The organism is Allofournierella massiliensis, assembly GCF_004345265.1.
Taxonomy (GTDB): domain Bacteria; phylum Bacillota; class Clostridia; order Oscillospirales; family Ruminococcaceae; genus Allofournierella; species Allofournierella massiliensis.
The window spans coordinates 69,544-82,789 of sequence record NZ_SLUM01000019.1; the positions used below are offsets into that span (position 1 = coordinate 69,544).

A 13,246-nucleotide genomic window follows, 5' to 3' on the forward strand; every position below is an offset into this window, starting at 1 on the left:
GAAAAGTGAATATGATACAAACAGAGGAAGCGAAATAGCACCAACTTCTGTAAGGAAGGGAGGGAAGTTATATGGCACATTCCAAACATGATATTCCATTTTACGGAGGCACTCTGCGCCACCTGACATATACCAAGAAAGGCATCCCTACGGCAGAATGCAATTTAATTGACCCAAACACAACTTGTCCCTACACAAACGCCGAGCTGTATAAAGCCTTGTTGCGTCGCAGTAATGAGCGCCCGGCGCTGGCTACCGCTGTTGTACATGAGATCCGCGAAATAGCCAAAAAAACAGTAAGAAATCCCAACGCAAAGTTTAAGCAGCAGTGTAGCGGCAAAACGGAAGCCGACGCAGACAAACTGGCGAAAAAGGAGTTATATCCGCGTTTGGCGCTCATTGCCAAACTGCTTTATCGTCCAATATGGGAAAGTCTTGTTGCAGCAGGACGCCCTACTGTTGCGGATTTTGTAGAGTACATGGGCGATGATTTGTTCCGCACCGCCACACCAGGCGACCGGCCGAATCTTATGTCGGCATTGCACACGACGATTCTTCCGGTTATCAAGGAAAAGCGTCTGGATGAACTTGCCACCGAAGAACAGGCAAAAAAAGAAAAAGACAAAATCAACCGCCTGCTCAAAAAGACGCATGCAAAAGATACAAAACGCAGGAATACAAAACGCGCCTACACCGAGTTGTTTCGTACCATTGTGGAAAGCGGATTTGCTGAATGCAAAAGCGCACTGGAACTGGCCGATGCAATCGAGATGACTAAGCAGCAAAACCGCAAACTGTCAAACAGCATTTTCCCAGGACATTTGGATGATAGTCAGCGCTGCGCGCTGTTTACCCTTTTATCTGACCAGGGCTATTGTCACGAACAGCTTATCGTTGCTTTGGTGTACTCCGGCCTTGATCTTCGTGAGATTGCAGCACTTACTTATGGCGATATTGACCAATTGACACTGTGCAACGAAATCTGTGTGACCATCACAGTTGAGAAAATCGTATACGGCCAAAACACCGACGCGACTGTTGCTGGTCTTAACAATGAGAATATGCCTGTAAAGCGTTTGCGCAAGGTGGTGCTGTATCCATGGGCAGCGGATATTCTTCGCCAATATGTTGAGCGGCTGCAAGAAGAGGGATATTCGTTTGCTCAAATTGAGAAAATGCGACTTTCCTATTCGATATTGCGCAAAGAATCGCTCGCTCCCTTTCAGATGGAAGCTGCCATCAAACAGCTTCTTCGGGAAGCAGAAATTCCGAGCGTATCGATTCCACACACACGGGACGGAAAAACGGAGATGACGATTAAGGAACCAAGCTACTCACTACTTTACTTGGATGCGCAGTATGTTGCCGGTCTCTGCGGAGCGAATCTACCGATGCTGCACGCTATGTTCGGGATGGCCTGGACCGAAATGGACGAAGAATCCTATCTTGACCTTCTAGGCAACCAGTATGCCGTAGCGCGCTATCTGCATTTGAAGCGCTTTTCTCCCTATGAGCCCGCTTTGCTGAAACGCCGCGTGCTGCTGGTTCGGAATAGCACCCGGGAACTCCAGAACTTTAGAATTTCATCGCATTGCGCGATATCGGCCAGATGGAGGGAAAAACACGATGACAAAAATTATTGAATACAGTGGTGTGAAATTTCGGGTGAACTTTTGCTATCCAAAGAACATTAAAGACACAAAATACCCTTGCCGCGCGTTGGTGACGCCGCTCGACGAAAACGAGAGGAAAATCACCAAACGGCAGTTGTACGGAAAAGACAGCGATGAGCCGGTAAATCGCTTTGTATCCGGCCTAAACCCGGAAGATATTGAGAAGAATCGCATCCCGGACGTTATCAATAAACTGCTCGGACTGATGCAGCAGCGGGGGTTGTATACTCCATCTGATTGTGGCAAGCTGTCACAAGAAACAGATCTGGCAGTAATCGCAAAATCGGTAAAAGAGGCATTTTTTAACAAGTATAGTGCCAAATACAAGTGGGCGCAGAGCACCTGTTATAAGTATCGGCAACAGTATGACTATATGACAGAAGCTCTGCAGGGTATTGATTATCGCACGCTCACACCAGATACGGAAATACTGATACAGGAAAATATCTGTCGTGCGGCATTGCTGGACACAAAAAAAGACAATGAATGGGTTCCTGGCTTGACACCACCCGCCTCGGCTAAGACACGGCTGTATCTTTTATATCGACTGTTGGAACTTCTGCGCAATACAGAAGACTACGATATTGCTCTGACTCCTTCGCGATACCAAGGAAAAACCTCACGAAAAAAGCTGCTTCTTGCGCGTACCGATCATGCCCGCAATTTGCCCAGTGACCTTCTGAGTAAGTTGTGCGATACGGATGTGCTGGACGGACAAATAGGGATCTTGGCAGATACAGGTTTGCGAATCAACGAATATGGAGGCCTGCTGTTTTGTTCTGTCGGGTATGTAGATGGCTCACAGGGGCGCATGTATTTTGTACGGGTCAGCGGTCAGCTTAGTCGGCAAAATACACGCACGGAATACCCTAAGACAGACCCCTCCTATCGGCTCATTCCAATTTCACAGGAACTCGGAGAACGGCTGATGGCGGAGCGTGAAAATCTTGAACTGCGGTATGGCGATATTTCTTTGCTGCTGCGCATTGGCCAGCCGGAAGAATCTATGTATTCCAACGCCCCCGCTACCGTTGCCTCCCATATGCATCAATTGAGTGAACAGATTCCCCAGCTGTTGCGCCAGCCTGAATTTTTGGAAGCAATGCGCCGAAATCGCCCCTGCACCTTTGATAAAGCAAGCCAGGATGAATATTTGTTCGGTATGTTGACCCCGCATGCTCTACGCCGATTTTTTTGCACCTGGTTATATACGATGAGCGGAGTTGACACCAACGAGATTTATTTCTTCATGGGGCACTTGAATAAAAATGTACGCCAGCGATCAGGCCCTTGTGGCCCAACACCAGCCGAAATATATCGTCTTTGCCTGTTGAAGCATGTCAGTCCGACCCTGTTTCACGCCGCACACTCTTTGAAATACAATCTGGGGAAGAAATACCGTGAAACAGAAGTACCTGCTTGCTCCGTGGAATTTACGATTCCACCCGAGACATCCTGGGAAATCGTTGTTGAGGATTCTGAGCCCTTTAATCACGTGACATTTTCGGGAGACGGAATCATGTGGAAGATCCAGTATGAAGATGAGTTCCGGCTAAACCCGAATCGATATGCTTTGCTGGCGACCGAAGAGATGTATACCATCCAGTCAGAAGGCAAATTTTTGGATGCGTTGAAAAAGATGGCAAAAAACGAGAAGCTCAATAAATAGGTTGAATACAACCTATTTATTGGTATAATGAAAAAGGAGGTGGTTTTTTTATGCTGCTTGATACCCGCGAAATGATTTCCGTGACTGAAGCCAACCAAAATTTCTCTCGAGCAACCAGGATTGCCGACCAGCGTGGCAAAGCCGTGATCTTGAAAGGCAACCGGCCCAAGTACTTATTGCTGGACATTGAAGCGGACCCGCGCTTGCTTTTATCAGATGACGAGCTGATTGGGATTTCCGCCACCCGCATTTTCAAAAATCACCGGGCAGCGTTTGAGGAGTTGGCAAAATGATTGTATTGTCCACACAAAAAGTAATGCAGCTTCACCGGTTCCTTATGCAGGAGACCGGTGGGCTGGATGGTCTCCGGGATGAAGGTCTGTTTGATTCCGCTGTGCAAGGTCCCTTCGCCACGTTTGGAGGCCAGGAGCTTTATCCCAGTATCGAAGAGAAAGCAGCAAAGCTGGGAGTTACCCTCACTAAGAACCATGCTTTTCTGGATGGAAATAAGCGCATCGGTGCCTATGCACTGCTCATCTTCCTGGACGTAAACGGCGTGGCAATGGAGTACTCTGATGCTGACCTGATTTCTCTGGGCCTTGGTATGGCCGACGGCACGCTGGATTACGAAGATGTTATGGGCTGGATTCACAAGCATAAGACAGGGGAGCTTTCCCAGCCTGATCCAACTTGACATCATGCACAAAACAAAGGCATGAAATTTTATGTTTTGACGGACGTGAAACCAGATGTTCGGGCATACTTTTATGGATTTTTGATAACAAGTCTGGCCGGTGCCACTTTCGTTATGGAGCGGATTCATTATCCGTTCATTATGCAACAGAAAACGGGGAGCAAAGCATCCTCTTAAAAAACGGGTTTGCGGGCGGTTCCGTGACACAGAACCGCCCGCAAACCCGCATAAACACAAGAAAAAAGCACCCATCTTTCGATGGATGCTTTCTGGTGGAGATAAGCGGGATCGAACCGCTGACCTCTTGAATGCCATTCAAGCGCTCTCCCAGCTGAGCTATACCCCCAGATTATGTGTGCCGTCTCTCGACTGCTTGATTATTATATCAGCTGTATTTCGAAATGTCAACAGGAAAACGAAAAAATTTTTCATCCGTTTTTCACCGGTTCTTTTTCTGCTTTAACAGGGGTATTCCAGTTCGAAGGAAGCCCGGTCAGTTTCCAGTTCCCACAAAATGGAACCATCCTTCCGCAGCTGATATCGAACCGGGCAACAAAGATTTTCGTGGATCGTTCGCGTCATTGCGCCACAGACCGGCGCATTCAGCGGCTGCCCCGCCTGACCAATCCGTTCCGCTGTGAGAACAAGGTTCCTCTGTCGGATCTCCATCCAGCCACCCCGGGCACTCACCAGCCTTGCCCCCAGATAGCTTGCAAAGCGGTATTCCCTGCCCCGGATTCGCAGCAGTGCAATTACACCGGGAAAGGCAATCGGCCCCACCGGCACCCGGGCGGCAGCCAGCATCAATGAACCTTCCGGAAAGAGGCACTGGCTCCAGGCATATTCTCGGGGAAAGGAACGGCCCCGGTCGCCTTCGATATACCCTTCCGCGTTTTCGAACCGGATACGTTTTCCATTCACAAACAGTGTCCCGTCCACCCGATGCTTCATACTGGCAATCCGATGGCTGCACTCCATAAATGGCAGCAGCGCAAAGGGGCCCATAATTGGCATGTGCAATGGCTGCAGTGGGCCGAAGCGAAGCACCCCCTGTATGTTCCAATGGGCACTCCTGACCGAAAGCGAAACACCGCGTGAGCAGAACAGATTTTCTCCCAGAATCGCTCTGGGGCTGGCCCAGCTCACAGCCGCTCGATCTGCCCGCATTGGAATCACTCCGCTCTGTTCGCCCCACAGGATTTGCAGAGAGGCCGCACTTTCTTCCGTTGACCCGTGCACCGCCGGAATCAGCGCAATACTGCACTCGCTTGACTGAACCTTAAAATACCACCCGCAAAATGACGGTTTCATTTGCATGCTCCTTTTCTTTCACCGGCAACCATCGGATTTCCTGCGGAAGCACCGGGTCTGATAAATCATCTTATTCTCAGCATTCCCCATAAACAGCCCTGTCATCAGTGTTTTCAAAACATTTCTGAAAAAGTTTCCGATTGCCCCTTTTATGGGACACAGCTTTTATTATAATGATAGTAATCCGCTGGTAAATTGAACCTGTAAAGCAACTACTCAGGAGCAGAAAACAAGCAAAACGGTATTTGTTTTTCTCATGCTCCATACGGAAAACCGAACCAGATCAATCGAAAAAGGAGAAAAAAATATGCCTTATATGGACAAACGGCAACAGAATATATCTGTTTTTGAAGATACCCGCACCTGGTACACACAGGACGCAATGCTGAAAGACGCCGTTCGCAAATCGAGGCACGGTACCAAATTCTATGTCCCCGGCGCAGTTTCTCCTGCACCGGAACTGCTTGCACGTTTTTCCGAGGATATGCACATCCTTGTTTCGACGGAACGGACGCTTCAGGCGGCCGGGAAATATACCGGCCAGAAGGTTGCCGTACTGAACTTTGCATCGGCCACCAACCCGGGCGGCGGTGTTCTTCGCGGCAGCTCCGCCCAGGAAGAAGCACTGTGCCGTTGCAGCACTCTGTACCCTTGCCTGCTGGGCAATGATCTCTGGCAAAGCTACTACCAGATGCATCGCGATCGGGACGACGTCACCTATACAGATGCATGCATCTATACGCCGGATGTTCTGGTAATTAAGACCGACACAAATTCTCCCGAGCGACTGCCCAAAGGCAAAATCTACCCGGTGGATGTAATCACCTGTGCGGCGCCCAATCTGCGCCCGCAGCCCAACAACTACATGAACCCCGGGCATGGCGCACCGGTCCGGCTGACCCGCGAGCAGATTCGCACCCTGCATTTGCAACGCGCTCGCAAGATTCTGTCGGTGGCTGCTATCCATGGCGCCGAGGTACTGATTCTGGGCGCTTTTGGCTGTGGTGCATTCTGCAATCCACCTGAAGTGGTCGCGGGCGCCTTCCGTGACGTCCTGCCCGACTTTGCACACGCCTTCCGAACGGTGGAATTTGCAGTTTATTGCACACCCCGGGATGATTCCAACTACCGCACCTTCCAGCAGATTCTGACAAGATAATCCTTTCCTCAGTTTTAACAGGCCATCTCTTACAGGTGGATTTTCCATAGTTTCTCTTCAGCCAATCGAAAAAGGGAGCAGCCCGCGCAAGCGGACGGCTCCCCTTTTCTCTCTTTTATGCTTTGGGGCGATCCTCCCGAAGCTGCTCCAGCACGCTCCATCCAATGGGTAAAGTGAGGGCAAAGCTCAGAATATCTGCAGCCATCTGAGCAAATTGTACCCCGGCCAGCCCAAACAACCAGGGCAATAACAAAATCATGGGCACAAACATGATTCCCTGCCGGGCTGATGCCACCACACTTGCCTTTGCAGCCATTCCAATGGTTTGCAGCAACATGCTGCACAAAATGATCCAGACGCTGAGCACCAGCACAAGGCACTGGGCCCGGAGCGCCAGCGCACCAATGCGGGCCACCTGTTCATCATTGCGGAACAGCAACATCAGCGGGTGTGCAAACAGAATGCCCAGCACCGAAAAAACCGCCAGTGTTCCACTGCCCAGCTTCAGGCAGAAGAAAAACGCCTCCCGCACCCGTTTGTAGCAGCCTGCACCATAATTCGTCCCGCAAATCGGCTGAAAGCCCTGCCCGAAACCGATCAGCGCCGAGTTGGCAAAGGCGGTAATTCGCCCCACCACGCCCATGGCAGCAATGGCCTGATCCGCCATAGTTCCGCCATAGTAACCGGCAGCCAGATTCAAAAGAACCGTCGCCAGACTGCCCAGCCCCTGCCGGAACATGGAAGGGATTCCTCCCTTCAAAATCCCTTCCAGATAACGGCGCTTTAAGCTCATCTGGTGCCAGTGTACCTGAACCACTGCCCGTTTCCGGTGCAGCCCCCACAGCAGTACAAAGCTCATGATCTGGCTGATCACCGTGGAGAGCGCCGCCCCTTCCACACCCATGGAGAGGCCAAAGATGAGAAGAGGATCCAGCAGCACATTGGCCACCGCACCTGTCACGATACCGATCATGGCCACCGAGGCGTTCCCCTGAAACCGCAGATGATTATTGAGTACAAACGAGCACATGATGAACGGTGTGCCCACGAAAATGACACGCAGATATCGCACCGTATAGGGCAGGATGGTGGGCGTGGAGCCCAGCAATCTGCTGAGCGGCGTTACAAACAGAATACCAAGAATTCCAAGCACCACACCTGACGCAAAAGCGGTAAAGAAGCTGGTGGCAGCCATGCGTCGGGCATCCTCATAATTGCGGGCACCCAGCTGTCGGGAAATGTAGTTGCCGGACCCATGCCCAAACAGAAAGCTGATTGCCTGAATCATGGCCATGGCGGAAAAGGCAACACCCACCGCAGCGGTGGACTGGTTGTCCAACCTGCCCACAAATGCAGTATCTGCCATATTGTAAAAGGCGGTGACCATCATGCTCACCATCGTGGGGATCGACAGCTCCCTTACCAGTTTCGGAATTGGTTCCGTGGTCAGATACCGCACCTTTTGTTCCGGATCCATCCGGGTAATTTTCATTCTTCTCTCCCCTTCTTTCCGCGAAACATCCTGCTTCGACGTGATTGTCCTTGCCTGACATTCTCTATTATCATATCACAAACACCGCAGAATTTTACCACAACGGAATGTCGAACAAATGCATGTATGATACCGCATTACAGCCGATCCATCAGGAACTGATACGCAAACCGGTCCACACCCGGCCCCAGCGACGGGCCATGTCCTCCCAGAGAATAGGACACAAAGGTTGCATCTGCTCCCGCATCGATCAGCGCCTGATACAGCCGCAGGCTTTGAGACAGGGGCACCACCCGGTCATTCCCGCCATGAAGCAGGCAAACCGGCGGATTGTTCGCGCTTGCATAATGAATGGGGCTGCACCGGCGTGTCAGTTCGATGTAACGCCAGTCCGGGTCAGAGGGATCGTTCCGCTCCATCACTTCTTCCAGCGATTGCAGGGAACGCCCTTTTCCGGTGTATCCCACAATCAGAGCCGGAATAAAGCGATCGCGGTCATCGCCAATGTTTTCGATTTCTGTGCTGGAAAGATCTCTGTCCGGGCCATTCAATGCGGCAACTGCATCCCGCAGAGACTGTTCCAGATCGGCCGGAGTGTAGAACAGGCAGGCAGCCTTTAAGCTGCTGGACTGTTCCAGATTTCCTCCCACTTCCCCTTCCAGCTCCGGGTGATCCGAGCTGAGTGCGACCATTGCTGCCAGATGCGCCCCCGCCGAATTACCCAGAACACCGATCCGCTGCGGGTCAATATGAAACACGGCAGCATTGGCCTTCAGAAAACGGATCACCGCCTTGCAGTCATGGATACAGGCCGGGAAAACCGACTGACTGGCCAGGCGGTAGTCCGTGCAAACGATGGTATAGCCCTGCTGTGTCAGGCGGACAAGATCCTGGCAGTAAACCGCCTTCTGGGTGCTCTGTTTATATTCGCCCCACATCCAGCCGCCGCCGAAATAGTAAACGATGCAGGGGCCCGGCTACTGCTGTTCCGGGGACTGGTAAACATCCAGTTTAAGATCATACGGCCGGCCATCGTCCAGTGTGACCTGTGCATAAACCACATCTGCAAAGCGGGGTAACTGCTCCGGCGGGCACAGCGGTTTTACTTTTGGTGGAAGATACATGGATTTTCGCCTCCTTTGAGTCAGGACTCCCGGCTAAGCCGAGGGCTTGAGTAAGCCCTAGAAGGGCATCGTACCGACAAGCCTCTCAAGAGGCATTGAAATCTCCCCATTACATCACTTGCCCCACAGCCCGTAAACGGGCATTTGCGTACTAACACAGCTTTTCTTATGTGGATAAATTGCTGTTTATATCTCGCTTCGCTCGGTACTTGAATCCAAAGTTTCTTTACTCTCCCCAGCCGAGCTGGGGGTTCTTGTTGTGCTAAAGCATTTAAAAGAAACAGCGACAATCAGGTTTGCCTCCTGCTTGTCGCTGTTTTCGAATGTCACCCTACTTAATCAAACAGGTCAGTCTGAATCAACACATAGCCTTTCCCTTGATTTTTCACCTGATACAAAACTCTATCTGCCATTTGATACAAGTCAGCATATTCTATCTTCTTTTTTCCTGCAATTCCTCCCAGCGAAACTGACATCTCACTTTTAGGGAAATTATCCTTGCTCCATTGCTGAAAACTTCTGCATAACTCTTCCAGTTTCACCCGAATTATGTCATGACCCTTACAGTCAGTCAAAAAAAGTCCAAACTCATCTCCTCCAATTCGATAAACAATATCAGATTTCCGGAAATTTTGAGTAAGCAACTGCGCTAAAAAACAAAGAGCCTGATCTCCCTGGTAATGTCCATAACAATCATTCATTTTTTTGAAATTGTCAATGTCTAAAAGCAAAAAGATGTATGGCGCTTCTTCCTCCAATTCCTTCCGAATTCGTGTCTCACCACCTTTTCTATTATATAAATTCGTAAGCGAATCACGCTCACTCTCCGCTCGCAGTCGATTTCGCACTTCCACCGTATGTGTAATATCCATTACCATGGTTAAAATAGCTTTCGGCTGTGAATCTGCTGACGCAATCCGACCTGTATTATATACCCACAAAAAACGTCCATCTTTTTTTCTTAATCTGTATTCTACTTCATAAGGCTGGTCGTGCAAAAAACTATCTTTCAATTTTTTTGTCAACTGCAACTGGTCTTCTTTATGAACCGCATTGATTAACATTCCTCGACATTCTGACATAAATTCGTCGTATTCATATCCCAGCATTTCAAGCATGTGGTCGTTTATGACATAGATAGGAAACCCTTCCATATGATTGACACCCAAGATTCCCCCGGGCATAATGTGACACATCATATGAATCAAATCATACTGAGCATTCGAGTCGAGATTTCCTCCTCCGTTCAAGAACACACCTGGGATCAAGTCATCATTTCTGACCATTTCCATACGAGACACATGAATCATTGTAATAAACAATCCATCTAGTGTCTGTTTCACATTACAACTGAATCGGATTTGATTCTTTAAGGACACAGTCTGTGTATCCAACATAATTTCAATTTTCGCTGCACATTCATATATCGTTTTTTCAATTTCTCTAACGGCAAGTAGCTTTATTTCATATGGAATCGTCTGCGGATGATGTATTTTCTCATCCTGCATCATAATCGAAAAGTTATTTCTGGAAACGACAACTTCATTGGAAGCAAGCCCTATTCCGTAAAAATTATCAGAAATAAACTGAGCGGTTTTTTCCACATTTCTTTCCAACAAGTAGGTGTTCAAAAAATTTCGAATGAATTTTTCGACATGCCTTTTCTCCAAATCAATAAGTGGCAACGCAACTTCATGTTGTCTTTCAACCACGTTTATTATTCCTCCTGATCTGAAAAAATCCCGGCTCTGAACAGTCTTCGCCATTCAGAGCCAGGCTATATATCACAGTTTCTCTTTACTCATCATCTTCTTTGTGATGCCTATTGATCAGCAATACCACTCCCATCACTACAATCAAAACAACTACACCGCCCAGTACCACGGGCATCACATTGCCGTTTGCGTTCTCGCCGGGCAGGTTTGCCTGCGGGGTGCTCTCATCCGGGATCTCCACGTCCTCACCACCGGGGGTGTTGTCGCCGCCCGCCTGCGGGGTGTTATCCTCGGGGATTTCCACGGTATCGCCGCCGTCACCGGCGCCTGCACCGCCTGCGCCTGCGCCACCGGCTCCGCCGGCACCGCCCGCGCCGCCGCCTGCAACAGCCGCGCCGCCCACAACGGTCTGATCCTCATACTCGGTGATGGTGCCACCCGGCACGGTCACGGTCTCGGTCACGTTGTTCACGCCCGCGGTGTAGTAGAAGGTCACCACGTTCTCGTCCGCGTTGGCGGAAACAGTCAGCTGCTGGCTGGCCACCTCAGCGGTGTAGTTCTCGATGTTGTTCAGCGCGTAGAAGGTCAGGTTCTGGCCCACAGGCGCGGAGCCCTGCAGGGTGGGAGCCACCTCGGCGCCGGTCTCACGGTCCAGATACTGCACGGTGAACACCGCATCCTCGGTGCTGGCACGCAGGGTGTACTGAGCCACCGCGTTCACATCGCCGCTGGCAGTGCCGCCGGTGTAGCCCTGGGCGGCATCGGTTACAAAGTAGCGGGAGGCGTCCTCGTTCATCACGATATCGGTCAGCTGAGGAGCGTTGGGCAGAGCCGCGCCCTCGTTCAGCCGCACAGCCACCGCGCCGGTGGCCTCGCTGGTCTTCACCTCGCCGTATTTTTCCAGCCCGGCGATGAAGGAATCGGTGAACGTACCGTGCTCACCGGGACGGAAGGTCACCACATAGGTGGTGGCTTCGGTGGAGGAAGCATCATCTTCCGCCGCCAGGGCGGGCATTGCACTGATGCTTACCGCCAGGCACAGGCTCAGCAGCCCGGCCAACAGCTTATTTGCTCTGCGCATCGCTTGCTTCCTCCTTCTTTTTCTTCTTGGTCAGCACCAGCAGCACCACTGCCGCCAGTACCACCACCACCGCGCATACCGCAATGGTGTTAAAATCGCCGGTCTTGGCCGACACCACGATGGTGCGAACCTGGGTCACCACGTTGGGTTCCCCCTGCACCGTCTCGGTGGTCACAACGGTCTTCACGTCGGGCACATCCGCCGCCTGGAAGCGGAACTCAATCATGCCTTCCGCGCCCATGTAGCTCACATTGGTGGCGGTGGCGTCCGGGGTGATGCTCAGCACCACGTCCGCGGTCTGGCCCGGGTCCAGAGTGGCCACCAGCGGGTATTCCTCCAGCTGGCTGTTCAGCTCCTCCAGACCGGCGGTGGTGTCGCCGCCCACCAGGGTGCCGGTGGCCTTGCCGGTGGCGGGGTCATAGCCGTACAGGGTGTTGCCGCCGCAGGTCAGGCTCACGGTGTAGCCGGTGTCCTTGGCGTTGGAAGCGCCGATCAGGGTGCTCACCACGTCGGTGTCCATGTAGAAGTAGGCAGCCTTGTCGCCGGTGTTCTCCAGCGTAATGGTGCCGGTGTAGGTCTTACCCGGGATCATCTGGGTAAAGCCGCTCATCTGAGTGCTGCCCGAATAGGTCAGGTTGGTGCCGTCATAAACAACCTTGTCGGCGTCAGCGGCAAAGCAGCCCAGCGCGAATACCGCGCTCAGAGCCAGCGAGAAAAGGCTCGCGATCAGTTTTTTCTTCATCTTCACTGCCTCCTCCCGCTTATTCGGTCACACTGACCAGATTGCCGTTTTCGTCCAGTTCGGCCACAACGCCCCAGCTGGCCAGAATGCCGCTGGCATTCAGGTCGGCCGCATCCGCGCCCGCAAACTGTACGCCGTCTGCCACAGCCTCCAGGTGTACGTTCATACCTGCATACTCGTTGGTCAGGTCAGCCGGGATGCCGATGGTCTCCAGCAGCTCGCTGGTGCTCTGGCCTGCCGGTACCGGGTACTTGTAGTAGTACACCTCGGTCTCATCCGAGTTTCCCTCGAACAGCTTTTCGGCCTTGATCCAGTCGGCACTGTTCAGGCCCAGCTGGATGTTTCCGGCGGCGAGCTCGGTGGTTTTGCCGTTCTCGTCCGCCCAGTATTTGGTTACGGTAACGCGGATGTAGGCATCCACGCTGCCGGTATTGTCTACTTGATAGCCGTCTTTTACTTCGATTTCGTCCGCCGGCATCAGCGCCTTGTCGGTTACCGCAAGGGTGACCGGATCGCTTTTGCCGCCAGTCCATTCAATATTCAGGGTGGCCGCCGCCAGAGGCGCCGTGACCGGGTTCTCCGCGCT

13 protein-coding genes and 1 tRNA gene are annotated in these 13,246 nt (G+C 51.7%); 5 read left to right on the plus strand and 9 right to left on the minus strand.

The genetic code is table 11. The features are described from left to right. The first annotated feature begins 71 nt into the window (after positions 1-71). The 4 genes from EDD77_RS11675 to EDD77_RS11690 are packed head-to-tail and all read left to right on the plus strand — an operon-like array spanning position 72 to position 4,036. Positions 72-1,643, plus strand: a complete 1,572-nt coding sequence (locus tag EDD77_RS11675) for a hypothetical protein (RefSeq protein WP_058964396.1) — start codon at positions 72-74, stop codon at positions 1,641-1,643. Then, positions 1,627-3,342 (plus strand): site-specific integrase, encoded by a 1,716-nt coding sequence (locus EDD77_RS11680; protein ID WP_058964397.1) that lies wholly within the window; start codon positions 1,627-1,629, stop codon positions 3,340-3,342. Before EDD77_RS11675 ends, EDD77_RS11680 begins: the two co-directional genes overlap by 17 nt. 50 nt (positions 3,343-3,392) lie before the next feature. Next, entirely contained in the window at positions 3,393-3,635 is a 243-nt protein-coding gene (locus EDD77_RS11685) for a hypothetical protein (protein WP_058964398.1), read from the plus strand. Then, complete coding sequence (locus tag EDD77_RS11690; protein WP_058964399.1) at positions 3,632-4,036, plus strand: type II toxin-antitoxin system death-on-curing family toxin; 405 nt, start codon at positions 3,632-3,634, stop codon at positions 4,034-4,036. Before EDD77_RS11685 ends, EDD77_RS11690 begins: the two co-directional genes overlap by 4 nt. Before the next feature lie 270 nt (positions 4,037-4,306). Here EDD77_RS11690 and EDD77_RS11695 read toward each other — a convergent pair. Together EDD77_RS11695 and EDD77_RS11700 are read right to left on the minus strand one after the other, a co-directional pair. Beyond that, a tRNA-Ala gene (locus tag EDD77_RS11695) sits at positions 4,307-4,382 on the minus strand. A gap of 113 nt (positions 4,383-4,495) precedes the next feature. Beyond that, complete coding sequence (locus EDD77_RS11700) at positions 4,496-5,347, minus strand: tocopherol cyclase family protein (RefSeq protein WP_058964400.1); 852 nt, start codon at positions 5,345-5,347, stop codon at positions 4,496-4,498. A gap of 307 nt (positions 5,348-5,654) precedes the next feature. Between EDD77_RS11700 and EDD77_RS11705 the strand changes: the two genes are divergently transcribed. Further along, positions 5,655-6,506: a TIGR02452 family protein gene (locus EDD77_RS11705; protein ID WP_058964401.1), complete on the plus strand. Its 852-nt coding sequence runs from the start codon at positions 5,655-5,657 to the stop codon at positions 6,504-6,506. A gap of 115 nt (positions 6,507-6,621) precedes the next feature. On the opposite strand, the gene EDD77_RS11710 is transcribed toward EDD77_RS11705, so the two are convergent. The 7 genes from EDD77_RS11710 to EDD77_RS18100 all read right to left on the minus strand — a co-directional run. Further along, complete coding sequence (locus EDD77_RS11710; protein ID WP_197410505.1) at positions 6,622-7,998, minus strand: MATE family efflux transporter; 1,377 nt, start codon at positions 7,996-7,998, stop codon at positions 6,622-6,624. A gap of 137 nt (positions 7,999-8,135) precedes the next feature. Then, entirely contained in the window at positions 8,136-8,963 is an 828-nt protein-coding gene (locus EDD77_RS11715) for an alpha/beta hydrolase (RefSeq protein ID WP_278318320.1), read from the minus strand. Positions 8,964-8,975: 12 nt separating this feature from the next. Further along, complete coding sequence (locus tag EDD77_RS18545; protein ID WP_242868391.1) at positions 8,976-9,122, minus strand: hypothetical protein; 147 nt, start codon at positions 9,120-9,122, stop codon at positions 8,976-8,978. Between the two features lie 335 nt (positions 9,123-9,457). Then, positions 9,458-10,834: a GGDEF domain-containing protein gene (locus EDD77_RS11720; RefSeq protein ID WP_172733321.1), complete on the minus strand. Its 1,377-nt coding sequence runs from the start codon at positions 10,832-10,834 to the stop codon at positions 9,458-9,460. Positions 10,835-10,919: 85 nt separating this feature from the next. Next, complete coding sequence (locus EDD77_RS11725; protein WP_132587396.1) at positions 10,920-11,918, minus strand: MucBP domain-containing protein; 999 nt, start codon at positions 11,916-11,918, stop codon at positions 10,920-10,922. Then, positions 11,902-12,660, minus strand: coding sequence for a hypothetical protein (locus tag EDD77_RS11730; protein ID WP_058964405.1), 759 nt, complete (start codon positions 12,658-12,660; stop codon positions 11,902-11,904). Before EDD77_RS11730 ends, EDD77_RS11725 begins: the two co-directional genes overlap by 17 nt. A gap of 19 nt (positions 12,661-12,679) precedes the next feature. Further along, positions 12,680-13,246: hypothetical protein (locus tag EDD77_RS18100; protein WP_341472449.1), on the minus strand; the 567-nt coding region annotated here is incomplete at its 5' end.

Bases quoted from the DNA above. Each gene is read 5' to 3' on its own strand.
- EDD77_RS11675 (WP_058964396.1), top strand. From the start codon at position 72: ATGGCACATTCCAAACATGATATTCCATTTTACGGAGGCACTCTGCGC.
- EDD77_RS11680 (WP_058964397.1), top strand. From the start codon at position 1,627: ATGACAAAAATTATTGAATACAGTGGTGTGAAATTTCGGGTGAACTTT.
- EDD77_RS11685 (WP_058964398.1), top strand. From the start codon at position 3,393: ATGCTGCTTGATACCCGCGAAATGATTTCCGTGACTGAAGCCAACCAA.
- EDD77_RS11690 (WP_058964399.1), top strand. From the start codon at position 3,632: ATGATTGTATTGTCCACACAAAAAGTAATGCAGCTTCACCGGTTCCTT.
- EDD77_RS11700 (WP_058964400.1), bottom strand. From the start codon at position 5,347: ATGAAACCGTCATTTTGCGGGTGGTATTTTAAGGTTCAGTCAAGCGAG.
- EDD77_RS11705 (WP_058964401.1), top strand. From the start codon at position 5,655: ATGCCTTATATGGACAAACGGCAACAGAATATATCTGTTTTTGAAGAT.
- EDD77_RS11710 (WP_197410505.1), bottom strand. From the start codon at position 7,998: ATGAAAATTACCCGGATGGATCCGGAACAAAAGGTGCGGTATCTGACC.
- EDD77_RS18545 (WP_242868391.1), bottom strand. From the start codon at position 9,122: ATGTATCTTCCACCAAAAGTAAAACCGCTGTGCCCGCCGGAGCAGTTA.
- EDD77_RS11725 (WP_132587396.1), bottom strand. From the start codon at position 11,918: ATGCGCAGAGCAAATAAGCTGTTGGCCGGGCTGCTGAGCCTGTGCCTG.
- EDD77_RS11730 (WP_058964405.1), bottom strand. From the start codon at position 12,660: ATGAAGAAAAAACTGATCGCGAGCCTTTTCTCGCTGGCTCTGAGCGCG.